The organism is Streptomyces sp. NPDC028928 (assembly GCF_055564915.1).
In genome coordinates, this window is record NZ_JBVHVI010000022.1 from 80130 (window position 1) to 104229 (window position 24100).

Sequence of the window (24100 nt, forward strand, 5' to 3'; positions counted from 1 at the left end):
ATAGGGGCATGGCCCGCACGACAGGGAGCACGGCCCGCCCGCTCCTCCGCCCGCACCGCGACGACTGGTACATCGCCGTGGGCGGACTGCTCGGCGGGGTGCTGCTGTGGGTGCCCGGCATCCACGCGCGCGTGTCGTCGGACGAACTGGTGCTGTGGCACGCGGTCTGGGCGCCGCTGGTGCCCCTCGTGGTGATCGCGGCCTGTGAGCCGCTGCGCCGCATCCGGCCCCGCCTCGGCCTGCTGATCGGCACGGCCGCGCTGACCCTGGACACGGTGACCCTCGGCAGCCTGGCCACCGTCGTGCTGTACACCGACCTGGTGTACGCGGCGGTGCTGTACGGCACCCCCGCCTCGGCCCGCCGCATCCCCTGGATCGCCGGATTCCTGACCGTGCTCGGCGGGGTCGTACCGGCCGCCCTGTGGCGGGATCCGCGGGGTCTGCTGATCGGGGTCGGGGTCGGTGTGGTGGCGCTGGCCCCCGCCGCCACCGGCGCGCTGGTGCGCGACCACCGTGACGCCGCCGAGGCCGCCCGGCTGCGTGCCGAACAGACGGCGCTGCTGGCCGAGATGGACCGCACGCAGGCGGTGACGGCCGAACGGGCGCGGGTGGCACGGGAGTTGCACGACATGGTCGCCAACCACCTGTCCGCGATCGCCATCCACTCCACGGCCGCGCTCTCCCTGGACGATCCGAAGACGTCCCGGGACGCACTGGCCGTCATCCGGGAGAACAGCGTCGAGGGACTGGCCGAGATGCGCCGGCTGATCGGGATCCTGCGCAGCAGCGGCGGTGACCGGGAGCCCTCCGCCACCCCCACCCTGGACGGGCTCACCGCCCTGGTCGAGGGCGCCCGCGTCAACGGTCTGGACGTCACCCTGGACGCCGACCACGGCCGCGTGCCCGCGCCGGTCGAGCTGGCCGCGTACCGGATCGTGCAGGAGTCGCTGACCAACGCGCTCAAACACGGGGCGGACGGGCCCGTCCGGGTCAGTCTGCGGCAGGCCGACGGCTCGCTGCGGGTGCGGGTGACCAGCCCGTACCGGCCCGGTGACCGGCCGCGTGCCCCGGGTTCGGGTGCCGGGCTCGCCGGGATGCGGGAGCGGGCCGCGCTGCTCGGCGGACGGTTCGAGGCCGGTCCCGAGGCCGGCCTGTGGTCCGTACGTGCCGAACTTCCGCTCACCGAAGGAGACTGAAGAGCATGATCCGGGTCCTGGTCGCCGAGGACCAGTCCGCCGTCCGCGCCGGTCTGGTGCTGATCCTGGGCAGCGCGCCCGACATCGAGGTGGCCGGGGAGGCCGCGGACGGGCAGCGGGCGGTGGAGCTGGCCCGGGAGCTGCGGCCCGACGTGGTGCTGATGGACGTGCAGATGCCGCTGCTGGACGGGGTGTCGGCGACCCGGCGGATCGTCACCGAGCGGCTCGCGGACGTGCTGGTGCTGACCACCTTCGACCTGGACGAGTACGTGTTCGGGGCGCTCCGGGCGGGCGCGGCCGGGTTCCTGCTGAAGAACACCGAGGCACGGGATCTGCTGGACGCGGTGCGGACGGTGGCGCGCGGGGAGGGGATCGTCGCGCCGGCCGTGACCCGGCGGCTGATCGCCGAGTTCGCCGCGGCCCCGGCGCGGGGCGCGGAGGCCGATCCGGCCGTACTGGAGGGCCTGACCCGGCGGGAGCGGGAGGTGCTGGGCTGTATCGGCGAGGGCCTGTCGAACGCGCAGATCGCGGCCCGGCTGGACATGGCGGAGGGCACGGTGAAGACGCACGTCAGCCGGTTGCTGGCCAAGCTGGAGCTGCGCAGCCGAGTGCAAGCGGCGGTCCTCGCCCGGGAGTTGGGGCTCTAGCGCCGGACACCCCACCGCTCGCCCCAGAGTGGTCCAGACCTATTGACCTGTGGTCCAGACCTTTCTACCCTCGCAGCACCGTGGGCATGAAGGCTCAGTCATGCCCCTGACACCCCCGATGACGAGGGAGGCGCAGCATGCGCTTCAGACACAGAGCCGCGGCAGGGTTCGCGACCCTGTTGCTCCCCCTGGCCGGCCTGGTCGGTCTCGCGAGCCCCGCCCAGGCGGCGGCGAACACGACGGCGAGCTTCACCAAGACGAGCGACTGGGGCACCGGCTTCGGCGGCCAGTGGACCATCAAGAACACCGGCACCAGCAGCATCAGCTCCTGGACCGTCGAGTGGGACTTCCCCTCCGGTACGTCCGTCACCTCCGCCTGGGACGCGGACGTCACCAGCTCCGGCACCCACTGGACGGCGAAGAACAAGTCCTACAACGGCACCATCGCCCCCGGCGCCTCCGTCTCCTTCGGCTTCAACGGCTCGGGCTCCGGCTCCCCGTCCAACTGCAAGCTCAACGGCGACAGCTGCGACGGTACGACGGTCCCCGGTGACGCGGCCCCCTCCGCCCCCGGCACCCCCACCGCCTCCTCGATCACCGACACCTCGGTGAAGCTCGGCTGGAGCGCGGCCACCGACGACAAGGGCATCAAGAACTACGACGTGCTGCGCGACGGCACCAAGGTCGCCACGGTCACCACCACGTCGTACACCGACACCGGCCTCACCGCCGGCACCGACTACTCCTACACCGTGCAGGCCCGCGACACCGCCGACCAGACCGGACCGGTCAGCGGCGCGGTCAAGGTGCACACCACCGGCGGCGGCACCACTCCCCCGCCCACCGGCGACAAGGTCAAGCTCGGCTACTTCACCGAGTGGGGCATCTACGGCCGGAACTACAACGTCAAGAACCTGGTGACGTCCGGCTCCGCCGCCAAGATCACGCACATCAACTACGCCTTCGGCAACGTCACCGGCGGCAAGTGCGCGATCGGCGACTCCTACGCCGACTACGACAAGGCCTTCACCGCCGACCAGTCCGTCAGCGGCGTCGCCGACACCTGGGACCAGCCGCTGCGCGGCAACTTCAACCAGCTGCGCCAGCTGAAGGCCAAGTACCCGCACATCAAGGTGCTGTGGTCCTTCGGCGGCTGGACCTGGTCCGGCGGCTTCGCGGACGCGGCGAAGAACCCGGCCGCCTTCGCCCAGTCCTGCTACGACCTGGTCGAGGACCCGCGCTGGGCCGACGTCTTCGACGGCATCGACATCGACTGGGAGTACCCGAACGCCTGCGGTCTGACCTGTGACACCTCCGGCGCCGCGGCCTACAAGAACCTGATGTCCGCGCTGCGCGCCAAGTTCGGCTCGAACAACCTGGTCACCGCCGCCGTCACCGCCGACGGCTCGGCCGGGGGCAAGATCGAGGCCGCGGACTACGCGGGCGCCGCCGCCTCCGTCGACTGGTACAACGTGATGACGTACGACTTCTTCGGCGCCTGGGACGCCAAGGGCCCGACCGCCCCGCACTCCCCGCTCACCTCGTACACCGGCATCCCGAAGGCGGGCTTCACCACCGCCGACGCGATGGCCAAGTTCAAGGCGATCGGCGTGCCCGCGAAGAAGCTCCTCATCGGCATCGGCTTCTACGGCCGCGGCTGGACCGGCGTCACCCAGGACGCCCCGGGCGGCACGGCCACGGGCCCGGCGGCCGGCACCTACGAGCAGGGCATCGAGGACTACAAGGTCCTGAAGTCGTCCTGTCCGGCCACCGGCACCGTCGCGGGCACGGCGTACGCGCACTGCGGCAGCAACTGGTGGTCGTACGACACTCCCGCCACCATCAAGTCGAAGATGGCCTGGGCCAACACCCAGGGCCTCGGCGGCGCCTTCTTCTGGGAGTTCAGCGGCGACACCAGCAACGGCGAGCTGGTGAGCGCGATCAGCGACAACCTGTAAGAACCTGCGGGAGAACGCCTAAGCGACGTTGACGCGCTGACCGGGCGGGGCTGCTTCCAGCCACGCGAGGAATCCGGTCAGCGCGTCTTCGCTCATGGCGAGTTCGAGGCGGATGCCCCGATGGGTACAGGCGAGGACCACCGCGTCGGACAGCAGCGCCAGCTCCTCCTCGCCCTCGGGCAACCGGCGGCCGGCCACCTCGATCTGCGCCCGTTCCAGGGTGCGGCGGGGGCGGGGGGCGTAGGAGAAGACCCGGTACCACTCGATGCGGTCGCCGTTGTAGCGGGCGACGCCGTAGGACCAGCCCTTGCCGCCCGTGTCCGGTTTCTCGGGCAGGTCCCAGCGCAGCGAGCAGTCGAAGGTACCGCCGGAACGCTGGATCAGCCTGCGGCGCAGACCGAACAGGAAAAGCCCCACCACTACGAGCGCCACCACGATCCCGCACACAGTCAGAGCGAGGACCATCGGCACCGACCTCCTCGTCTCCTAGGTAACGGAACGTAAAAAACACCCACATTTGCCTCAGCCGCGGCTGGGTCCGGATGGCTCCGGTCCCAGCCGCGGCTGAGGATTGTCAACGCACGGCGCGCAGTGTCTAGCGCGCCGCCGCGGCACGCAGTCGAACGTCCGCGCGACGCTCGGCGGCGGCGTCGCCCTCCGCCTTCGCGCGCTCCAGCTCCCGCTCCGTGCGCTGGACATCGATCTCGTCCGACAGCTCGGCGATCTCGGCCAGCAGCGAGAGCTTGTTGTCCGCGAACGAGATGAAACCGCCGTGCACCGCGGCGACGACCGTTCCACCTTCACTCGTACGGATGGTCACCGGGCCCGACTCCAGCACACCGAGCAGCGGCTGGTGACCGGGCATGACGCCGATGTCGCCGGACGTGGTGCGCGCGACGACCAGGGTGGCCTCGCCGGACCAGACCTGGCGGTCGGCGGCGACCAGCTCGACGTGCAGCTCAGCAGCCAAGGGTGGCTCCTCGGGTCACCACCCGGCGGGGGTGCCGGGTGTTGGGGTCAATTCTAGTGGGCGTGAGTGAGGGGGCGGGACGCACCCGCCCCCTCACACGAGCACGGGGCTCAGGAGACGCCCAGCTCCTTCGCGTTCTTCTTGAGGTCCTCGAGACCACCGCACATGAAGAACGCCTGCTCCGGGAAGTGGTCGTACTCACCGTCGCAGATCGCGTTGAACGCGGCGATCGACTCGTCCAGCGGCACGTCCGAACCGTCCACGCCGGTGAACTGCTTGGCGACGTGGGTGTTCTGGGACAGGAAGCGCTCCACACGACGGGCACGGTGGACGACGAGCTTGTCCTCCTCGCCCAGCTCGTCGATACCGAGGATCGCGATGATGTCCTGGAGGTCCTTGTACTTCTGCAGGATCGTCTTCACGCGCATGGCCGCGTTGTAGTGGTCCTGCGAGATGTAGCGCGGGTCCAGGATCCGGGACGTGGAGTCCAGCGGGTCCACGGCCGGGTAGATGCCCTTCTCGGAGATCGGACGGGACAGAACCGTCGTCGCGTCGAGGTGGGCGAAGGTGGTGGCCGGGGCCGGGTCGGTCAGGTCGTCGGCGGGGACGTAGATCGCCTGCATCGAGGTGATCGAGTGACCGCGGGTCGACGTGATGCGCTCCTGGAGGAGGCCCATCTCGTCGGCCAGGTTCGGCTGGTAACCCACCGCGGACGGCATACGGCCGAGCAGGGTGGAGACCTCGGAACCGGCCTGGGTGAAGCGGAAGATGTTGTCGATGAAGAACAGCACGTCCTGCTTCTGGACGTCACGGAAGTACTCGGCCATGGTCAGGCCGGCCAGCGCGACGCGCAGACGGGTGCCCGGGGGCTCGTCCATCTGACCGAAGACCAGCGCGGTCTTGTCGATGACGCCCGAGTCGGACATCTCCTCGATCAGGTCGTTGCCCTCACGGGTGCGCTCACCGACACCGGCGAACACGGAGACACCGTCGTGGTTGTTGGCGACACGGTAGATCATCTCCTGGATGAGCACCGTCTTGCCGACGCCGGCGCCGCCGAACAGACCGATCTTGCCGCCCTTGACGTACGGGGTCAGCAGGTCGATGACCTTGACACCGGTCTCGAACATCTCGGTCTTCGACTCGAGCTCGTCGAAGTTCGGGGCCTTGCGGTGGATGGACCAGCGCTCGCCCTCGTAACGCTCGTCGACGTTGAGCACCTCACCGAGGGTGTTGAACACCTTGCCCTTGGTGAAGTCGCCGACCGGGACGGTGATGCCGTCGCCGGTGTCGACGACCGGGGCCTGGCGGACCAGACCGTCGGTCGGCTGCATGGAGATGGTGCGGACCAGGCCGTCACCCAGGTGCTGGGCGACCTCCAGGGTCAGCGTCTTCTTCTCGCCCGCGTTGGCCGGGTCGGCGACCTCGACGTGGAGGGCGTTGTAGATGTCCGGCATCGCGTCGACGGGGAACTCCACGTCGACGACCGGGCCGATGACCCGGGCGACGCGGCCCGTAGCCGTCGCGGTCTCAACAGTGGTGGTCATTATCGGTCACTCCCCGCGGTCGCGTCGGCCAGGGCGCTCGCGCCACCGACGATCTCGCTGATTTCCTGGGTGATTTCGGCCTGGCGGGCCGCGTTGGCAAGACGGGAGAGCGTGTTGATCAGCTCGCCCGCGTTGTCGGTGGCCGACTTCATCGCGCGCCGCGTGGCGGCGTGCTTCGAAGCGGCCGACTGGAGCAGCGCGTTGTAGATACGGCTCTCCACGTAGCGCGGCAGCAGGGCGTCGAGGACGTCCTCCGCCGAGGGCTCGAAGTCGTACAGCGGGAGGATCTCGCCCTTCGGGTGAGCCTCCTCGGCGACCTCTTCGAGGCGCAGCGGCAGCAGCCGGGCGTCGAGCGCCGTCTGCGTCATCATCGAGACGAACTCGGTGAAGACGATGTGCAGCTCGTCCACGCCGCCGTCGGCGGTGTCCTTCTCGATCGCCTCGATCAGCGGCGCCGCCACCTTCTTGGCGTCCGCGTACGTCGGCTCGTCGGTGAAGCCGGTCCACGACTCCGCGATCTTGCGCTCACGGAAGTTGTAGTGGGCGACACCGCGCCGGCCGACGATGTACGTGTCGACCTGCTTGCCCTCGCGCTCCAGGCGCTCGGTCAGCTGCTCCGCCGCCTTGATGGCGTTGGAGTTGAAGGCGCCGGCCAGACCGCGGTCGCTCGTGAGGAGCAGGACCGCGGCACGGGTCGGGTTCTCCGCCTCGGTGGTGAGCGGGTGCTTGGTGTTCGAACCCGTGCCCACCGCCGTGACCGCGCGCGTCAGCTCGGTCGCGTACGGCGTGGAGGCCGCCACCTTGCGCTGCGCCTTGACGACGCGCGAGGCGGCGATCATCTCCATCGCCTTGGTGATCTTCTTGGTCGCGCTGACGGATCGGATGCGACGCTTGTAGACCCGGAGCTGGGCTCCCATGAGTCAGGTCCCTTCCTTACGTCACTTGGAAGCAGCGGCAGGAGTGTCCTCGCCGAGCAGCTTGCCGTCCGAGGTCTCGAACTGCTTCTTGAACTCCGCCACCGCGTCGTCGATCGCCTGGATCGTGTCGTCCGACATCTTGGCGCCCTCGCGGATGGAGGTCATGAGGCCCTGCTCCTTGCGGTGCAGGTAGTCCAGCAGCTCCTTCTCGAAGCGGCGGATGTCGGCGACCGGGACGTCGTCCATGCGGCCGTTGGTGCCGGCCCACACGGAGACGACCTGGTCCTCGGTGGCCATCGGCTGGTACTGGTCCTGCTTCAGCAGCTCGACCATGCGCTGACCGCGCTCCAGCTGGGCCTTGGAGGCCGCGTCCAGGTCGGAACCGAAGGCGGCGAACGCCTCCAGCTCACGGAACTGGGCGAGGTCCACACGGAGGCGGCCGGAGACCTGGCGCATCGCCTTGTGCTGGGCGGAACCACCGACTCGGGAGACGGAGATACCGACGTTCAGCGCGGGACGCTGACCGGCGTTGAACAGGTCCGACTCCAGGAAGCACTGGCCGTCGGTGATGGAGATGACGTTGGTCGGGATGAACGCCGAGACGTCGTTGGCCTTGGTCTCCACGATCGGCAGACCGGTCATCGAGCCGGCACCCATGTCGTCGGAGAGCTTGGCGCAGCGCTCCAGCAGCCGGGAGTGCAGGTAGAAGACGTCACCCGGGTAGGCCTCACGGCCCGGCGGGCGGCGCAGCAGCAGCGACACGGCGCGGTAGGCGTCGGCCTGCTTCGACAGGTCGTCGAAGATGATCAGGACGTGCTTGCCCTGGTACATCCAGTGCTGGCCGATGGCAGAACCGGTGTACGGCGCCAGGTACTTGAAGCCGGCCGGGTCGGACGCCGGGGCGGCGACGATGGTCGTGTACTCCAGCGCGCCGTTCTCCTCCAGCGCGCGGCGCACGCCGGCGATGGTGGAGCCCTTCTGGCCGATGGCGACGTAGATGCAGCGGACCTGCTTCTTCGGGTCGCCCGAGCGCCAGTTGTCGCGCTGGTTGATGATCGTGTCGACGGCCAGGGCGGTCTTGCCGGTCTGGCGGTCACCGATGATCAGCTGACGCTGACCACGGCCGATCGGGGTCATCGCGTCGACGGCCTTGTAGCCCGTCTCCATCGGCTCGTGCACCGACTTGCGCTGCATGACCGTGGGGGCCTGCAGCTCGAGGGCGCGGCGGCCGTCGGTCTCGATCTCGCCGAGGCCGTCGATCGGGTTGCCGAGCGGGTCGACGACACGGCCGAGGTAGCCCTCGCCGACCGCGACGGAGAGGACCTCACCGGTGCGGGTGACCGGCTGACCCTCCTCGATGCCGCTGAACTCACCGAGGACGATGGCACCGATCTCGCGCTCTTCCAGGTTCAGCGCGAGGCCGAGGGTGCCGTCCTCGAACTTCAGCAGTTCGTTGGCCATGGCCGAGGGCAGGCCCTCGACCTTCGCGATGCCGTCGCCGGCAAGGGTGACCGTACCGACCTCCTCGCGCGAGGCCGCGTCCGGCTTGTACGACTGGACGAAGTTCTCCAGCGCGTCCCGGATCTCCTCCGGCCGGATCGTGAGCTCCGCCATCTGGGTTCCCTGCTCTCCTTGTTGGGCCCGAAGTTTCACTTTGGGGGTCTGGGGGCGACCCCCAGGAATCCTCTGCACGGCCCAACCAGGGCCGTAAGTACGTACTGCGTCTCCCGGGGTTTCCCGGAAGACCGATCTATCGAGTTGCTGCTAGCTCGCCATGCGGCGGGCGGCCTCGTCCAGCCGGTCCGCGAGGGAGCCGTTGATGACCTCGTCACCGACCTGCACCCGGATGCCGCCGACGACCTCGGGGTCGACGTCGAGGTTGAGGTGCATCCGACGCCCGTAGAGCTTGGTCAGGGCGGCGCCGAGGCGCTGCTTCTGGCCGTCGCTCAGCGGCACCGCCGAGGTGACGACGGCGACCATGCGGTCCCGGCGCTCGGCGGCGAGCTTGGACAGGGACTCCAGTCCCGTCTCCAGGCTACGTCCACGCGGCGCGGTGGCGAGGCGCGTCACCAGACGCTCGGTGGTCGGCTTGGCCCGCCCGCCGAGGAGCCGGTTCAGCAGCTCGGTCTTGGCCGAGGTGCCGGCGGCACGGTCGGTGAGCGCGGCGCGCAGCTCGGTGCTGGAGGAGACGATCCGGCCGAACCGGAACAGCTCGTCCTCGACGTCGTCCAGGGTGCCGGTCTTCTCCGCCGCCGTCAGGTCGGCGATGTCCGCCAGCACCTCCAGCGCGTCCACCAGGTCGCGGGGCTGCGACCAGCGGGACCGGGCCAGCCCGGACACCAGGTCGGCGGTGGTCCCGCTGACCTGGCCGCCGATCAGGCGCTGCACCAGCTGGGCCTTCGCCTCTCCGGGCTGCGCCGGGTCGGTGAGGACCCGGCGCAGGCCGACCTCGCGGTCGAGCAGCGCGGTGACGGCCGCCAGCTCGTCGGCGAGCTGCGCGGCGTCCACGGACGTGGAGTCCGTCAGCGCGTCGAGACGCTCACGTGCGGCTGCCAGGGCCTCGCGGCTCGCTCCGTTCATCGCGTGGCCTCGGCCTTCTCCTCAAGCTCGTCGAGGAAGCGGTCGATCACACGGCTCTGCCGGGCGTGGTCCTCGAGGGACTCGCCGACGAGCTTGCCGGCCAGTTCCGTGGCGAGCCTGCCGACGTCCTGGCGCAGCGCCGCCGCGGCGACCTTGCGGTCGGCCTCGATCTGGGCGTGACCGGCGGCCACGATCTCCTCGCGCTGACGCTGGCCCTCGGCCCGCATCTCCGCGATGAGCGCGGCGCCCTGCTCCTGAGCCTCCTGGCGCAGGCGCGCGGCCTCGTGCCGGGCCTCGGCGAGCTGGGCCTTGTACTGCTCAAGGACGCTCTGGGCCTCGGTCCGCGCGGCCTCGGCCTCCTCGATGCCTCCCTCGATGGCCTCGCGACGCTGCTCCAGAACCTTGTTGATGTTCGGAAGGAGCTTCTTGCCCAGGACGAAGAAGACGATCGCGAAGGCGATCAGGCCGATGACAAGCTCGGGGATCTCGGGGATGAGAGGGTTCTGCGCCTCTTCCTCGGCCGCCAGCTGTACCAGGGGCGAGATCACATCAGTTCCTTCCGTCGAAGTTTCTCGTCGGCCAGGACCGGATCAGGAAGGAACCGGGTAGACGAAGCCCATGACCAGACCGATCAGGGCGAGCGCCTCACAGAGCACGAAGCCGAGGATCTGGTTCTGGCGGATGAGGCCGGCGGCCTCGGGCTGCCGGGCCAGGGCCTGCGTACCGTTACCGAAGATGACGCCCACGCCGATGCCCGGGCCGATGGCGGCCAGGCCGTAGCCGATCGCGGCGAAGTTGCCCTGGATGTTGGTCGCAGCGAGGGTCTGGAGAGCGGACATGCCGTTTCTTCCTTCTTATATTCACGGGCCGGTGGGGGTTGGCCACCGGGCGTACGGGGGATGGTTCGTGTGGCTCAGTGGTGCTCGGCGAGCGCGCCCTGGATGTAAGCACAGGACAGGAGGATGAAGACGTAGGCCTGGAGCGCCTGGATGAAGAGCTCGAAGACCGTCATCACGAGGACCATGATGAACGAGACCGCCGAGTACGCGATGCCGATGCCGTTGAGCAGGTACCAGGTACCGACCGTGAAGATCAGCAGCAGCACGTGGCCCGCGAACATGTTGGCGAACAGTCGCACCGCGTGCGTGAACGGGCGGATGAAAACGTTCGACAGGAACTCGAAGAACATGACCATCGGGAACACCGGGCCGAGCGACTTGTCGTAGCCCGTGATGTTCTTGAAGCCGCCGACGAAGCCGTGACGCTTGAAGGTCAGGCTCACCCAGAGGATGTACACCATGGCGGCGAGGCCGGCCGGGAAGGCGATGACCGCGGTGGCCGGGAACTGGGCGACCGGGATGATCGACCAGAGGTTCATGATCCAGATGAAGAAGAACATCGAGACCATGAGCGGGACGTACTTCTCGCCCTCCCGCTTGCCGATCATCTCGTAGACGACGCCGCGCCGTACGAAGTCGTAGCCGGCCTCACCGATCATCTGGAGCTTGCCGGGCACGATCTTCGGGTTACGGAAGGCCGCCCAGAAGAAGCCGATGACGACCACCGTGCTCAGCAGCGACAGCAGGATCGGCTTGTTGAACTCGATGCCGCCGACGGTGAACATCGGCTCGAAGAGGAAGGAGTGCAGTCCGGGGGTCGGGAAACCGCACCCTGAGAAAATATGACAATCTGTCTCGAAGGCGAGCGTCTTGGCGTTACTCACCGCGAGCTCCTTCTGCGTGGCGCATGGGTACGGCAACCTCGATGTGTCGGCGCGGCGGGCAGCCGCGGGACGGCACTGGACTGGACTTGCGGATATGGGGGCGGCGACTGGGCTCCGAGCCGTGAGGCTTCACAGGCACGACTGCCGCCCGCGCCAGCTCTGCCGCAGTAGTGGCGAGACCATAGCAAATGAGCGGAAGCCTCTTTACACCGGCCCTACAGGTCACGACGGTGTCCGGCTCGGATCCGGCTCCACGTACAGGACCTTGGCCTTCATATGGGAACGCACCTGGGCCGCGATCCAGACGAGCGTGGCGGCGAGCAGCGTGAAGGCGAAGCACTTCGGGTTGAACGCGGACGTGTTCCGCAGCACGGTCAGAACGACCATCAGCAGCAGGATCTGCGTCGTATAGACCAGCAGGCCCATCATCTGGAACAGATGGGGCAGTGAGCGGGCGGTCCGCTGGAGCACCACCAGCCCGCTGGTCATGAACAGCACGACGAGCAGAGAGCCGAAGGCGGCGCCCAGCGCACCCTTGCCGCCGGCCACGGCGGCACTGACTGCGACGCCCACGACGCCCGCGGCGACGGTGGGCACTGAGCAGTGCAGGAGCGTTCGAACGTCGTGGGACTGCATGGTGGCAGCTCCTCCGGCGAAGTCTGAGGGGGATGGTGCGGTCATCGAAGGACGACCCTAGCCCGAGAATCACAGGGTGCTTCCCACCCGGGCGACCTGTCGATCCCGGCCGCCCAACTGTGTCCCCGGGGTTCTCGTGAACCGTATCACAAACTATTTGATGCGGTCTTTACCAAGTGGGTGTGCCTGCTGTCACACATGAGAGTGACAGTGCGCGTCTGCGCAAAAACCGAGCCCACTTGTCTGCTATAGGGCGCTTTGCTCCCCCACGACTTGGCAATGCTCTAGTCAGATTCTTACCCTGACGTCGAAGCGATCTTCGCCCGGTTCGTCGTATGTGCGCCGTATGTACGAAAGGTCCCTGAGGAGGTCGGCCGAGGTGAACCGCCGGCCGCGGGGCCGCCGCGGTGCGTCGATGGGCAGCGCGCCCGTCGCCTCCCAGCACAGGCGTCCCTCGGCGTCGATGTAGCTGCGGGTCTGTCCCCTGTTGTCCGGGTGCAGGCAGTAGGGGATGTCGAGGTACCCCTTGCGGAACGCCAGCAGCAGGGCGCGCCCGACGTCCGGGTCGAGCTCCAGCACGGCGCCGACCAGGGCCGCGGCCTCGGCGTAGACCGCGGAACCGGTGACGGTGCCGGTGTCGGTGTCGGTGCGAGGGACGGCGGCGGGGACCCGCGGTGTCCGCCGGGCCGCCCAGGCCGCGTACTCCAGGGCACGGACGTTGACGTCGATGCTGGGGATGCGCTGTGACTCCGCGGCCGTCTTGACGATCAGCCGCTGCGCGCCGCCGTCGACGGCGAGTTCGGCCGCCTGTCCGAGCAGGCGGTAGGCGCCGTCGTGCGTCTGCGGGTACAGACCCATGTACGCGTAGACGACGACGTGCCAGTCGGACACCGGCAGCAGCTCCCGGCACAGCCGCCGCAGCGCCGCGAGCGCCTCGCGGTCCTGCCCCGGATGGGTCTGCTGGGCGTAGCTGACGGAGATGCTGCGGATGCCGTGCTGGGCGAAGAAGAGGGCCTCCAGCACGCTGATGGCCACGAGCTGGCCGGGCGGGCACAACTGCCCCAGCATGCAGCCGCCGAAGGTCTCCAGGTGCGGCTCCAGCCCCTGGTCGCGGAGCCGGGTGAGCAGTTCGCAGCCGCGTGCCCAGTTGTCGACGGACTCCGCGAGCGGCGTACGGCCGTAGGGCAGGCAGTAGGAGACCGGCCCGCCCTCGGTGGCGCCCAGGCCCACGGCGAGCATGGCGCGGAAGATGCCGAGGGGGTCCGCCGAACCGTGGCGCACCTGGACGGGGAAGTCCGGGCCGTGGAGGCCGGCCAGCACCTCGGCGGTCGTCGCCGCGGGGTGGGTGACCAGGGGATAGCCGTTGAGGGCGACGCCGTCGCGCAGCGCGCTCTCGACGGCGGCCAGGTGCCCCACCCGGGTGTGGGCGTCGACCGTGATCGTGCCGACCGTACGGGCGGCCGCGGCCCGGGTGGCCGCGAGCCCGGCGCGCATGGTCCCCGGATCCCCGAACCCCATCCGCGGCTGGACGACGAGCCGGCCGGCCTCGGCCTCCGCCCTGACGTACGCGCCGAAGTCGGCGGTCTGCCCCTCGCTCATCGGGCGGCGGGGAGCGTGACCGGGAGCCGGCCCGGCGCCTCGGCCCGGGGAAGCGAGGCGGCGAAGGCCGCCAGGGCGGTGGCCGGGTCCGTCTCCTCCTCGAAGACCTCGTCGAAGCCGGCCGCCCTCAGCTCCCGCGCGCGGGCGGAGTCCTGGCCGGCGACGCCGAGCTTGCCGCCGATGACCACGGGGGTGGCGGCCAGGTCCGGGTGGGCGCGGAACGTGCCGATGACGCGCAGCCCGTCCTGGTGGCCGTGGCCGTTGACGCTGCTGACCACGACGAACGCCGGGCGCAGCTCGGCACAGCGGGAGACCAGCAGATCGTCGGGGACACAGGGGCCGAGGTTGACGACGTCGTAGCCGAGTTCCTCCAGGAGCAGCTGGAGGAACACCAGGTTCCAGGTGTGGGAGTCGGAGGCCATCGAGGTGACGACGACGGTCTGCCGCACCGTGCCGTGCGCGTCAGTCATGTTCCCGTTCCACCTTCCGGTAGGTCCGTACGTGTTCGATACGGGAGACGGAAACCACGTCGCCGGCGCGGACCACGGCCTCGGCCGGGGCGGGCCTGCCCAGGAACATCAGGAGGCTGGCGGTGGGGCCGTAGGCTCCGGTGTTCGGGATGGCGACGAGGTCGCCGGGGCCGAGGCCGGCGGGCACCTCGACGTCCCGGCCGAGGGTGTCGCCGGGGGTGCACAGCGGACCGGCGAGGGTCACCCGCTGCGTCTGCCCGGCGTCGGGGTCCGCGTCGGGTGCCGGGGCCGCGTCGAGGCGGACGGACACCGGGAGGATGCGGCCGAGGCCGGACAGTCCGCCGAAGGTGTTGATGCCCGCGTCGAGGACGACGAAGGTCCGGCCGCGGCCGGTCTTGACGTTGCTGACGGACGCCAGCAGGGTTCCGCAGTCGCCCACGAGGTAGCGACCCGACTCGACGGCGAGCCGGGGGGCGCCCTGCCGCCAGCGCGGGAAGTGCGCGTCGAGGGCGGTTTCGAGCGCGGCGCGCAGGGCGGGGTAGGCCGTGCGCTCGCCGTGCTGTCCGTACGGCGACGCGAAGCCGCCGCCGATGTCGAGCAGGCGCAGCGGCACGCCGAGTTCCCGCTCGATGCGGGCGGCGGTGTCGATGGTGTGCCGGAACTCGGCGATCAGGGCGTCCTCGTCGGCGGCGTTGCTCTGCGTGAAGAGGTGCAGACCGGCCAGGGAGGTGCCCGGCACCGCGCGCAGCCGGGGCGCGAGTCCGGCGATGGTCTCGCTGTCGAAGCCGAACTGGGTGGGCCGGCCGGTCATCCGGACACCGGTGGCCGCCCGGGCGGTCTCGTCGTTGATGCGCAGCAGGCAGTCGGCGACCGTGTCATGGGCCAGCGCGGCCTCGCCGATGTGTTCGAGGTCGGTGAGCGACTCGGCGGAGAAGAGCCGGACGCCCTGCCCGATCGCCTCGTGCAGTTCGCCGGGGGTCTTGCCGGGCCCGGTGTAGAGGATGTCCGCGGGGTCGTGGCCGGCCTGGAGGGCCGCGGCGAGTTCGCCGGTGGAGCTGATCTCGGCGCGGCAGCCGGGGCCGTCGCCCTCGCGCAGGGCCTGGACGAGATCGACGTGCGGGTTGGCCTTCAGGGCGTAGAAGACGTCGAACTCCTCGGGCAGCCAGGCGAACAGGTCGCGCCGGGCGGCGTCGAGGCGGTCGAGGTCGTAGACGTACAGCGGGGTGCCGTACGCGTCGGCCAGTGCGCGCAGTCGGGTGCGGTCGGTCATGCGTCGTTCCCCTCCAGCAGGGCCGCGAGCTCGCGGCGGGCGTTCTTGCCGTGCAGGGTGAGCGGGAACTCCTTCAGGACCCGGCAGACGGTGGGCACCTTCGGCAGTTCGAGGCGCTTGGTGAGTTCGGTGATGACCTGGTGGGCGTCGAGGTCGCTCTCCACGAACAGGGCGAGCCCGTGTCCGTCACCGGGCGGCAGCGCGGCGGCGGCCCGCACGCCGGGGATGTCCATGGCCGCGCTCTCGATCTCGAGGGTGCTCATGCGGAAGCCCTTGTGCTTGAACATGTCGTCGCGGCGGCCCTGGAAGTAGAGGTATCCGTCCTCGTCCAGCCAGCCGTAGTCGCCGGTGTGCAGCAGGGGCTCCCCGGTGTGCGGGTCGCGGCGGAAGGCGCGGGCGGTGTCCTCGGGGTTGCGCCAGTAGCCGGCCATCACATGGGGGCCGGCGGCGACGATCTCGCCCACCTCGCCGGCGGGCAGCGGGCTGCCGTCGTCGTCCAGGATCAGCACGCGGGTGCCGGGCAGCGGCAGGCCGACGGAGTCGGGGCGTTCCCGGTCGGCCTCGGGCGGCATGACCGTGATGCGCTTGGCCTCGGTCTGGCCGTACTGCCGGACCACGCGGGCGCCGGGGAAACGGGCGCGCAGGGCGTCGATGGTGCTCTGGGGCAGCGCGGCGCCGGTGTTGGTGAACATGCGCACGGGCGGCACGGGCCCGGTGTCCCGGCCGGCCAGGCGGACGATCATCGTGGCGAGGGACGGCACGATCGGTACGACCGTCACGCCGGTCTCCCGCATGCGCCGCAGCAGCAGCAGGTCGGACTCGCCGTCGGCGAGGACGATCTCGCAGCGGGCGACGCAGGTCATCAGGACCTTGCACAGGCCGTAGTCCCAGGACATGGGGAAGCGGCAGAAGACGACGTCGTCCGGGCGGTAGCCCAGCACCTCGGTCAGGGCGCGGCAGGCGAAGGTCACCTGGGCGTGGGGGCACATGACCGCCTTGGGGGCGGCGGTGCTGCCCGAGGTGTAGATCAGCACGGCCAGGTCGTCGGGGGCGACCGCCTCCGGCTCACCGGGGTCCTCGCCGGCCGGGGCGAGGTCCGGCCGTACGTCGGCGATGTCGTGCACCGGCGCGATGCTGACGCGGCGCAGCACCGGGGCGCCCGCGGCGTCGGTGAGGACCAGTTTCGGTTCCGCGTTGCCGACGACGGACCGCAGGTGGAACTCCTTCATCGCCGGGTTGAGCGGCACGAAGACGGCACCGACGCGGGAGGTGCCGTAGAACATCGCGGCCAGTTCCCGGCTGGTCGGCAGCTGGACGACGACGCGGTCACCGCGGCCGATGCCCTGGCCGCGCAGCCAGCGGGCGAACGCCCCGGCGGCGGCGGCCAGTTCGCGGTAGGTCCAGCGGCCGGTGGCGTCCCGGATCGCCGGGGCGTCGGGCGCCTCCTGGACTGCGGCGTCGAGCAGGGAGTGGATGGTCTGGCCGTTCAAGCGTGTTTCCCCCGGTTTCAGCGTGCGCGGGCGGTCGTGAGCATGTCCCGCAGGGCGCGGCGGTCGGTCTTTCCGTTGGCGTTCAGCGGCAGGTCCGCCAGCACGGTGAGGGTGCTGGGGATCATGTATTCGGGCAGGCGGGCGCGGAGGGAGGCGAGGACGTCGGCGGGATCGACGCCCTCTCCCGTGCACACGGCCGCGAGGCGCGTCTCGCCGCCCGGACCGGGCAGGGTGAGCGCGACGGCGTCACGGACGTGCGGGTGGGCGCGCAGTTCGCTCGCCACCTCCCCGAGTTCCAGGCGGTAGCCGCGCACCTTGACCTGGTCGTCCAGGCGGCCGAGGTGGGTGAGGCCGTCCTCGCCGAGGCGCACCCGGTCGCCGGTGCGGTACCAGAGCCGGTCGTCCGGGTCCGCCACGGCGTCCACGGCCGTGGCGCGGTCGTCGCCGGGTTCGTACCGCAGGAAGCGGCCGGCGTTGTCGGCGGGGTCGAGGTAGCCGGGGAAGCGCTGGACGCCCCGGACGCACAGCTCGCCCTCGGCGGCGGGGCGGCCGTCGTCGTCCACGACGAGCTGGTCCAGGCCGGGGTAGAGCCGCCCGATCGGGACCGTGTCGTGTGCGGGCGGTTCGGCCGGGGTGTCCGCCAGCCGGTGCTGGGTGCAGCTCAGGGTCAGTTCGGTCGGGCCGTAGAGGTTCTCCAGCACGCTGCCGGGGGCGGCCGCCCGCCAGGCCTCGGCCTGGGCGGTGGTCAGCGGTTCGCCGCAGAACAGGCTCCAGCGCAGCGTGGGCATGGAGCCGGGGGTCAGGCCGCGCAGCCGCCGGGCGAGGGAGATCACCGAGGGCACGGAGAACCAGTGGGTGATGCGTTCCCTGGCGACGAACCGGGCGGGCGCGAGCAGGTCGCCGCGGCCGGGCACGACGACCGTGGCACCGCTGCTCCAGGCCGCGAACAGGTCGAAGACGGAGAGGTCGAAGGTGAGGTCGAAGGTCTGGGAGAGCCGGTCGCCGACACCGATGCCGTAGCGGTCGGTCACGTGGTCCAGGAAGGCCGTGACGTTGCGGTGCCGGATCGGCACGCCCTTCGGGGTGCCGGTGGAGCCTGAGGTGAAGAGGATGTAGCAGATGTCGTCCGGTCCGGCGGGCCGCGTCTCGCTCAGGGGGGCCGGGTCGGCGGCCGTGACGTCGGGTGCGAGCACCGGTACCGGCAGTTCGGCGCCCGCGCGGTCGGGGTCGGTCAGCACGCAGTCCAGCGCGGCCGCCTTCGTCGTCGCCGCCGTGCGCGGGAGCGGGAAGTCGGGGTGCAGCGGGACCACGGTGGCACCGAGGCGCTGTACGGCGAGATAGCCGGCGTAGGCGGTCAGCGTGCGCAGGGCGAGCAGGCCCACCCGGCGGGGGCCGGGGCCGTCCGTGCCGGCGACCAGGGCGGCGGCCAGGCGTGCGGCGAGGGCGTCCAGTTCGGCGTAGGTGTACGCGGTGCCGTCGAGTTCGAGGGCCACGGCGTCCGGGTGCTTGCGGGCCGACGCGGCGAACCGCCCGTAGAGGGTGTCCTGGTGGGTCATCGGCCGGTGTCCTCCCCCTGCTCGCTCTCCAGGCGCTCCACGGTGCCGGTCAGTTGCTCGAAGGCCTGCCGTACGACGCCCTCCCGGTACCGGCCGCGCTCGGCCGAGGCGATGCCGAAGCGGACGGCCTGCGGGAGGGCTCCCCACGCGGCCGCCGCCTCCGCGGCGCCCGCCGCCCCGGGGCGGGAGGCCAGCCGGAAACGCTGGTGGCGGGAGGCGGTCCAGATGTCGTCGGCGTAGCGGGCGAGGGCGTCGGGGTCGGCGCACACCGTGTCGGCCACGAGCCGCAGCGCGGGCAGCAGCCCGTCCACCCAGGTACCTTCAGGGGCGGGCGTGTCCGGCGTGTCGCCGAGTTCCAGCCAGCGGTAGCCGGTGTACGGCGCCAGTTCGGTGGCCTCGCCGAGGGCGTGGCGGTCGCGGCTGACGGCCTGGGCGGTCGTGCCGGTCAGCGGTGTGAGGAGGGTCTGGAGTCCGGCGTCGTCCAGGAGGCCCTCGTACGCGGTCTGGGGGCCGTGCGGGGTGAGGGCGTCGAAGTCGTCCCGTACCTGCCACTTGTCGTCGCCGTGCCGGCGGAGTACCACCCAGTGCGAGGTCTCCGCGCCGCCGTACGACGGGGACCAGGGGATGTGGCGGGTGTTGCCGACGGCGAGCACGGCGCCGTGCCGGGACAGTTCGGCGTCGAGCGCGGCGCGGGCGGCTGCCCAGTCGCCGGCGCCGCGGTACACGAGGCCGCCCCGGCCGTCGGTGTCGACGCGGGCGTGGTGCGAGAAGGCCAGTCCGCCGTCGGGCGGATCGGTGCGCACCCGCAGGCGGACGGCGGCCGCGAGCCGGTCCCGGATGTCGGGGACCCGGGGTTCCAGGTAGGCCACCAGACCCGCCGTGTAGCAGCTCAGCTCGGCCGGGGGCTCACTCACTGTCGTTCTCCAGGGGGCGTTCGGTGGTCGGGGTCGGTGCGGAAAGCGGCGTGTAGGCGCAGCTGAGCGGGACGGGCGACTGCTCGCGCAGGCTGACCCACCGGTGCCGGTCCGAGGCGCCGTGCCGGGTGTACGGGGCGATGTCGGCGGTCCACAACCCGCCCGCGAGGCCGGTGCCGTCGGCCTTGACGATGGCCTCGCGTACGGTCCACAGCCAGGCGAACTCCCGGGCCCGCGCGGCCATGGGCAGCCGGGCGAGCCGCTCGGTGTGCGTCTTGGCGCAGCGGCGCAGCATGGCGTCGGACACGGTCTCCGGCGGGTGCTGGAGGTCGACGCCGACGGCGTGGTCCAGGGCGGCACAGGCGGCGACGGACTCGCCGTCGTGGCTGACGCTGATGCCGATGCGGGGCCAGTCCGCGAGGCGGGGGGCGCCGCGGTCGGTGTAGGTGACGGGAGCGTGCCGGGCCTGGGGGAAGTGGGCGGCCAGCAGCGCGCGCAGGGCCCGGCGCGCGCCGAGGAGTTCGCGGGCGCGCCACTTCGGCAGGTGCTCGGCGTCGGCCAGGTCGTGCGGGGTGAGCCCGGCCGGGTCGTCGGCGGGGCTGCCGACCGGTTCCACGGTGACCCAGACGCCGGGGGCCGCCTCGGTGTGCAGGCGGGTCCCGGTGGCGCCGGAGGCGGTGACGACGGTGGCGGCGGTCATGGCGTCAGCCCGTCCAGGACCTGGTCGAGGCGTTCGGCGACGGTGTCGAGGACGACCTCGGTGGCGCCGCCGCCGATGCCGAACACGGCGGCCTCGGAACGCAGCCGCTGCACTCCTCCCCGGTCGAAGCCGTCGGCTCCCTGGAGCTGGCCGCACACGGTGAGGACGTGTTCGACGGTCATGCCGGACACCGCCTTGAGCGTGGCGGCGGCGGTGGCGTCGTAGTGGTGCGCGATGCGCTCGGCGGACCCGGTCCACAGCGCGTCGAGGGCGCTGAGGCGTACCGCGCAGTCCGCGAGCCGCTGGCGTACGGACGACGACCGGCGCAGGGGGGTGCCGTCGACGGACCGGGCCTGGAGCCGGTGGGCCGTGTCGGCGACGGTCCTGCGGCACAGCGCCACCGCCCAGGCCGCGGAGGCCAGGCGTTCCACGCCCACGTGCCGGGCGAACAGGGCGAGGCCCCGGCCGGGGCGGCCGAGGACGTGCTCGCGGGGCAGGCGAACGGAGTGGAAGCGGAGGTGGCCGAGGCCCGCGCCGTCGAAGAGGTCGGTGTCGGCCGCTTCCACGGTCACTCCGGGGGCGGTCAGCGGGACCAGGACCCAGGTGAAGCTGGTGAAGTGGCGGCCGGGGCGGTGCCGGGCCAGGACCAGCGCGTGGCCGGCGGTCAGGGCGGAGGTGACCCAGCGCTTGCCGCCGTCGAGGACGATGTCCCCGTCGGTGCCGGAGAGGTCGACGGTGGTGCCGAGCGCGGCGAGGTCGGAGCCCGGGGCTGCCGTGTCGGTGGCGGCGAGGGCGAGCAGTTCGTCGCCTTCGAGGGCCGCGCGCAGGGTGTGCGACGCCACGGGCCCGCCGGCCATCTCGGCGAGCAGCGGTGTGGCGCTGGCGAGCTGGACGAGCAGTGCGAGGACGGTGCCCGTCGGGCTCTGTGCGTCGGCCTCGGCGAGGATGCGGCGCAGCAGCAGCGGGTCGAGACGACCGGTGGGCTCCTTGCCGTAGAGCTCGGTGAGCGTGCCGGAGGCGGCGAGGGCCGAAAGGATCCCGGCCGTGTCGCCGGCGGGCAGCCCGAGGGGCCGGTCAGGCAAAGGACACCTCCGCATCCAGCAGGGCGAGCCTGCCGTCGGCGAGGTGGAGCCGGTCGTTGCTGTAGTTGAGCGCGGCGGACCTGAGGTCGCGCAGGGCGCGTTCGAGTCCGGTGGGCGAGCTCTTGAGGTAGCCGTGGCGCAGGCCGACGGCGTCGACCAGGTCCTCGACGGTGCGGTGGCACTCCTCGGACGCGGTGATCTTGAGGGCGTTGACCAGCAGTTGGTACTTGGGCCGGGAGAGGTCGTCGCCGGCGTCGGCGGCCTGGGAGAGGGTGGCGGCCGTGTGCCTCAGCAGGGCGTGCACGGTGTCCAGGCGCTGCCGGGCGCGGGAGAGCCGGGTGAGCAGCAGCTCGGAGTCGAGGTTGGCGCTCTTGCGGCCGGCCGGGCTGCGCAGGGTGCGCAGCACCCGGGACAGGGCGCCGGCGGCGGTGCCCAGCCAGGTCGCGGCCCAGCCGAGGTGGGCCAGCGGGCCGAAGGTGTCCAGGACGACCTTGCGGAACTGGCCGTGCTCGCCGACGACCTGGTGGCCGGGGACCTGGCCGGTGAGTTTCAGGGCCACGCTGTGGCTGGCCCGCATGCCGAGCGGGTCCCAGTCGCCGGAGACGCCGATGTCGAGCTGGTCGCGGTGGGCGTAGACGAGGGAGACCTCGTGCGGGGAGCGGGCCGTGGGGCTGAGCATGGTGATCAGGAAGCCGTCGGCGTGGGCGCCGCCGGTGACGATCGGTGCGACCCGGTCGATGACCAGCCGGTCGTCCTCCGTGGCGAGTTCGGCGGCGGAGGTGAGCAGGTGACCGCCCTTGCCGGCCTCGGTGGTGACGGAGGCCAGGTAGAGGCGTCCCGCGGCGATCTCCGGGAGGAGTTCGGCGGCGAGCCGGGGTGCCGCGTGCCGGACGATGCCGGCGACCTGCTGGCAGTGCATGGTGAAGATCATGGCGACGGACATGTCGACGCGGCCGAGGGCGATGCCGGCGTCCAGGACGTCGTCCACGCCGCCGCCCATCCCGCCGTGGGCGGTGGGCACCATCAGGCCGAGCAGTCCGGTCCGGCGCATCTCCTCCAGGGCCGCGAGCGGGAACTCGGCGGCCTCGTCGCAGGACGCGGCGTGCTCCCGGGCCGTCTCGCACACCCGGCGGACGGCGTCCGCGGTGGCCTGTGCGTCGAAGCCGGTGCGGTCGAAGCCCCTCATATCGCGTCCGCCGTGCCGGCGGGCATCGCGGCGACAGCCGCGTTCCACAGGCTGCCCGCGGTGGCGAAGGTGCTCTCGGTGAGGGCGTCGTCGGGCAGTTGCACGCCGAAGGTGTCCTCCAGCGTGAACATCAACTCGATGGCCTGCATGGAGTCCAGTCCGAGTTCCCGCAGCGGGGTGTCGGCGGTGATGGGCTCCTCGCCGAGGAAGGGCAGAAACGGCTTGAGCATCTCGGTAAAGCGGGCGTCCACGGAAGAGCTTTCCCTTCGATGTAACTGGCTTCTATTCATGGTCGAGTGCGCGGTGCAGCAGTGCGCACAGGCCCGCGACGCTCTGCAGGTTCTCGGGGACCAGGTCGGCCGGGTCGAACTCCACGGCGAACCGGTCTTCGAGGATCTCCACGACTTCCACCATCCGGATCGAATTGAATTCCGGATGGACCGTCAAATCACCGTCTCCGAGGACCGCTTCGTCGATCTGGAGGACGGAGGCGACGACCTCGCGCACGGCCGCGCCGGCCCCGAAGGCCACGGCGTCCTGTGCGAGCGCCTCGGCGGCCCGTTCGAACAGGCCCGGCGGTTCGGCCCGGCCGCGGTCCACGCGCCGGAAGGCGAGGTAGGCGTGCTCGACCAGGGCGTCCCAGCGCTGGAGGTGCTCCCGCACCGGCTCCGGCAGCCCGGCCCCCCGCCGCTCCTCCAGGTAGGCGGCGTGCAGCCGGCGGGCGCGGGCGAGCAGCCACGTCTCCAGGGTGAAGGCCTCCAGCGCCGCCCGCCGGTCGGGGTGCTCGGCGTAGCCGCGCAGGTACTCCGGCGGCGGGCCGGGGACGTGGCCGGGCTCGGGGGGCGCGCCGAGCGGGCGAGGGGTGAACCGTACGGTCTCGGCACCGTCCGGCAGTGCCTTGAGCAGGGCGGCGAAGTCCTCGCGCCCGTAGGGCAGCCGGGTCGGGCGGGCGCGGCCCCACTGGGTGTCGTTGTGGTAGGCGTCGCTGATCAGGAGGCTGTCGCCGCCGTCGTCGTCCACGAGGAAGCTGTGCTCCACGTGCTTGGTCCCGTGGTAGGGCACCCAGGGCAGGTGGTAGGCGTCGGCGACGACGTACAGCGGGCCGCCGGCGGTGTCCGGCACCTCGCCCGGCCCGGACCGGCGGCGGTCGGCGACGTCCAGGCCGAGCAGGGCCGCGGCGTCGGCGAGTTGCCGGTCGAGGGTCGGCTCCACGGTGAGCAGGCCGGCCAGGGGCCCGTCGGCCAGCGGGCGCGGCGGGTGGTGCGGTACGGCGCCCAGACGCGTGTGCGTGCCCGTGCCGTGGTGCCGGTCGGCGAGCAGGGCGAGGTTGGCCTGGAGGCAGTCCAGGTGCTGGGCGTGGGCGGGGAAGGCGGTCACCGGGCCGGGCCCCCTTCGGCGCCCTCGACGGCCAGGTCCACGAGGTCGCGGACGGTGTCGTAGGAGCGGCCGGCGAACAGGTCGTCGGGCAGGGGGGTGTCCAGTTCGTCCTCCAGCCGGGTGAGGATGCCCAGCAGGCGCATGGAGGAGATCCGCAAGCGCTCGCCGCCGAGCGGCTCGTCCTCGGTCAGCGCGGACGGCTGCAGGCCGGGCCCGCTCTCGGCGATGATCACGCGCTTGACGGCCTCGGCGATGCTGTCCCGGTCGGGATTCACTTCTGGG

25 protein-coding genes are annotated in these 24100 nt (G+C 71.4%); 3 read left to right on the forward strand and 22 right to left on the reverse strand.

The genetic code is table 11. From position 1 onward, the window contains the following. The first annotated feature begins 8 nt into the window (after nt 1–8). The 3 genes from ACZ4U1_RS37325 (at nt 9) to ACZ4U1_RS37335 (ending at nt 3801) form a co-directional block, all read left to right on the forward strand. Nucleotides 9–1196, forward strand: coding sequence for a sensor histidine kinase (locus ACZ4U1_RS37325; RefSeq protein WP_467908614.1), 1188 nt, complete (start codon nt 9–11; stop codon nt 1194–1196). Nucleotides 1197–1201: 5 nt separating this feature from the next. Next, a complete protein-coding gene (locus tag ACZ4U1_RS37330) occupies nt 1202–1843 on the forward strand; it encodes a response regulator (RefSeq protein WP_467908615.1) in 642 nt (213 codons plus the stop codon). A gap of 137 nt (nt 1844–1980) precedes the next feature. After that, on the forward strand, nt 1981–3801 hold the full coding sequence (locus ACZ4U1_RS37335; protein ID WP_467908616.1) for a glycosyl hydrolase family 18 protein: 1821 nt from the start codon (nt 1981–1983) through the stop codon (nt 3799–3801). An 18-nt stretch (nt 3802–3819) separates the two neighbouring features. Here the strand turns inward: ACZ4U1_RS37335 and ACZ4U1_RS37340 are convergent, their stop codons facing one another. The 22 genes from ACZ4U1_RS37340 to ACZ4U1_RS37445 all read right to left on the reverse strand — a co-directional run bounded on the left by ACZ4U1_RS37340 (nt 3820) and on the right by ACZ4U1_RS37445 (nt 24093). Then, nucleotides 3820–4266, reverse strand: coding sequence for a DUF2550 domain-containing protein (locus ACZ4U1_RS37340; protein WP_467908617.1), 447 nt, complete (start codon nt 4264–4266; stop codon nt 3820–3822). Between the two features lie 130 nt (nt 4267–4396). Beyond that, on the reverse strand, nt 4397–4771 hold the full coding sequence (locus ACZ4U1_RS37345) for a F0F1 ATP synthase subunit epsilon (RefSeq protein WP_023546729.1): 375 nt from the start codon (nt 4769–4771) through the stop codon (nt 4397–4399). 110 nt (nt 4772–4881) lie between these two features. Continuing rightward, the gene (gene atpD, locus ACZ4U1_RS37350; protein ID WP_171152789.1) at nt 4882–6318 is read right to left on the reverse strand and encodes a F0F1 ATP synthase subunit beta; all 1437 of its coding nucleotides are present in this window, start codon (nt 6316–6318) and stop codon (nt 4882–4884) included. After that, a complete protein-coding gene (locus ACZ4U1_RS37355) occupies nt 6318–7235 on the reverse strand; it encodes a F0F1 ATP synthase subunit gamma (RefSeq protein ID WP_356154725.1) in 918 nt (305 codons plus the stop codon). Before ACZ4U1_RS37355 ends, atpD begins: the two co-directional genes overlap by 1 nt. Nucleotides 7236–7256: 21 nt before the next feature. Then, nucleotides 7257–8849: a F0F1 ATP synthase subunit alpha gene (atpA, locus tag ACZ4U1_RS37360; protein WP_189306192.1), complete on the reverse strand. Its 1593-nt coding sequence runs from the start codon at nt 8847–8849 to the stop codon at nt 7257–7259. Between the two features lie 150 nt (nt 8850–8999). Continuing rightward, nucleotides 9000–9815, reverse strand: a complete 816-nt coding sequence (locus ACZ4U1_RS37365; protein ID WP_467908618.1) for a F0F1 ATP synthase subunit delta — start codon at nt 9813–9815, stop codon at nt 9000–9002. Beyond that, nucleotides 9812–10363, reverse strand: coding sequence for a F0F1 ATP synthase subunit B (locus ACZ4U1_RS37370; protein WP_467908619.1), 552 nt, complete (start codon nt 10361–10363; stop codon nt 9812–9814). The genes ACZ4U1_RS37365 and ACZ4U1_RS37370 overlap by 4 nt, the downstream gene beginning before the upstream one ends. A gap of 42 nt (nt 10364–10405) precedes the next feature. Continuing rightward, nucleotides 10406–10654 carry an ATP synthase subunit c family protein gene (locus tag ACZ4U1_RS37375; protein ID WP_029382919.1) on the reverse strand — a complete coding sequence of 83 codons (249 nt, stop codon included), beginning with the start codon at nt 10652–10654 and terminating at the stop codon, nt 10406–10408. Between the two features lie 74 nt (nt 10655–10728). Further along, entirely contained in the window at nt 10729–11538 is an 810-nt protein-coding gene (gene atpB / locus ACZ4U1_RS37380) for a F0F1 ATP synthase subunit A (RefSeq protein ID WP_467908620.1), read from the reverse strand. Nucleotides 11539–11760: 222 nt separating this feature from the next. Beyond that, nucleotides 11761–12174, reverse strand: coding sequence for a hypothetical protein (locus ACZ4U1_RS37385; protein ID WP_467908621.1), 414 nt, complete (start codon nt 12172–12174; stop codon nt 11761–11763). Nucleotides 12175–12462: 288 nt separating this feature from the next. Then, a complete protein-coding gene (locus tag ACZ4U1_RS37390; protein WP_467908622.1) occupies nt 12463–13773 on the reverse strand; it encodes a methylaspartate mutase in 1311 nt (436 codons plus the stop codon). Next, a complete protein-coding gene (locus ACZ4U1_RS37395; RefSeq protein WP_467908623.1) occupies nt 13770–14243 on the reverse strand; it encodes a cobalamin B12-binding domain-containing protein in 474 nt (157 codons plus the stop codon). The genes ACZ4U1_RS37390 and ACZ4U1_RS37395 overlap by 4 nt, the downstream gene beginning before the upstream one ends. Beyond that, nucleotides 14236–15513 carry a type III PLP-dependent enzyme domain-containing protein gene (locus ACZ4U1_RS37400; RefSeq protein ID WP_467908624.1) on the reverse strand — a complete coding sequence of 426 codons (1278 nt, stop codon included), beginning with the start codon at nt 15511–15513 and terminating at the stop codon, nt 14236–14238. Before ACZ4U1_RS37400 ends, ACZ4U1_RS37395 begins: the two co-directional genes overlap by 8 nt. Next, nucleotides 15510–17003: an AMP-binding protein gene (locus tag ACZ4U1_RS37405; RefSeq protein WP_467908625.1), complete on the reverse strand. Its 1494-nt coding sequence runs from the start codon at nt 17001–17003 to the stop codon at nt 15510–15512. Before ACZ4U1_RS37405 ends, ACZ4U1_RS37400 begins: the two co-directional genes overlap by 4 nt. Nucleotides 17004–17020: 17 nt before the next feature. Then, nucleotides 17021–18559 (reverse strand): amino acid adenylation domain-containing protein, encoded by a 1539-nt coding sequence (locus tag ACZ4U1_RS37410; protein WP_467908626.1) that lies wholly within the window; start codon nt 18557–18559, stop codon nt 17021–17023. Then, nucleotides 18556–19473, reverse strand: a complete 918-nt coding sequence (locus ACZ4U1_RS37415) for a hypothetical protein (protein WP_467908627.1) — start codon at nt 19471–19473, stop codon at nt 18556–18558. Before ACZ4U1_RS37415 ends, ACZ4U1_RS37410 begins: the two co-directional genes overlap by 4 nt. Continuing rightward, on the reverse strand, nt 19466–20173 hold the full coding sequence (locus ACZ4U1_RS37420; protein ID WP_467908628.1) for a 4'-phosphopantetheinyl transferase family protein: 708 nt from the start codon (nt 20171–20173) through the stop codon (nt 19466–19468). Before ACZ4U1_RS37420 ends, ACZ4U1_RS37415 begins: the two co-directional genes overlap by 8 nt. Beyond that, nucleotides 20170–21255, reverse strand: coding sequence for an acyl-CoA dehydrogenase family protein (locus tag ACZ4U1_RS37425; protein WP_467908629.1), 1086 nt, complete (start codon nt 21253–21255; stop codon nt 20170–20172). Before ACZ4U1_RS37425 ends, ACZ4U1_RS37420 begins: the two co-directional genes overlap by 4 nt. Further along, nucleotides 21248–22441: an acyl-CoA dehydrogenase family protein gene (locus tag ACZ4U1_RS37430; protein WP_467908630.1), complete on the reverse strand. Its 1194-nt coding sequence runs from the start codon at nt 22439–22441 to the stop codon at nt 21248–21250. The genes ACZ4U1_RS37425 and ACZ4U1_RS37430 overlap by 8 nt, the downstream gene beginning before the upstream one ends. Further along, nucleotides 22438–22692 carry an acyl carrier protein gene (locus tag ACZ4U1_RS37435; RefSeq protein WP_467908631.1) on the reverse strand — a complete coding sequence of 85 codons (255 nt, stop codon included), beginning with the start codon at nt 22690–22692 and terminating at the stop codon, nt 22438–22440. The genes ACZ4U1_RS37430 and ACZ4U1_RS37435 overlap by 4 nt, the downstream gene beginning before the upstream one ends. Before the next feature lie 31 nt (nt 22693–22723). Then, nucleotides 22724–23818 carry an acyl carrier protein gene (locus tag ACZ4U1_RS37440; RefSeq protein WP_467908632.1) on the reverse strand — a complete coding sequence of 365 codons (1095 nt, stop codon included), beginning with the start codon at nt 23816–23818 and terminating at the stop codon, nt 22724–22726. Further along, a complete protein-coding gene (locus tag ACZ4U1_RS37445; protein WP_467908633.1) occupies nt 23815–24093 on the reverse strand; it encodes an acyl carrier protein in 279 nt (92 codons plus the stop codon). The genes ACZ4U1_RS37440 and ACZ4U1_RS37445 overlap by 4 nt, the downstream gene beginning before the upstream one ends. Nucleotides 24094–24100: the final 7 nt, after the last annotated feature.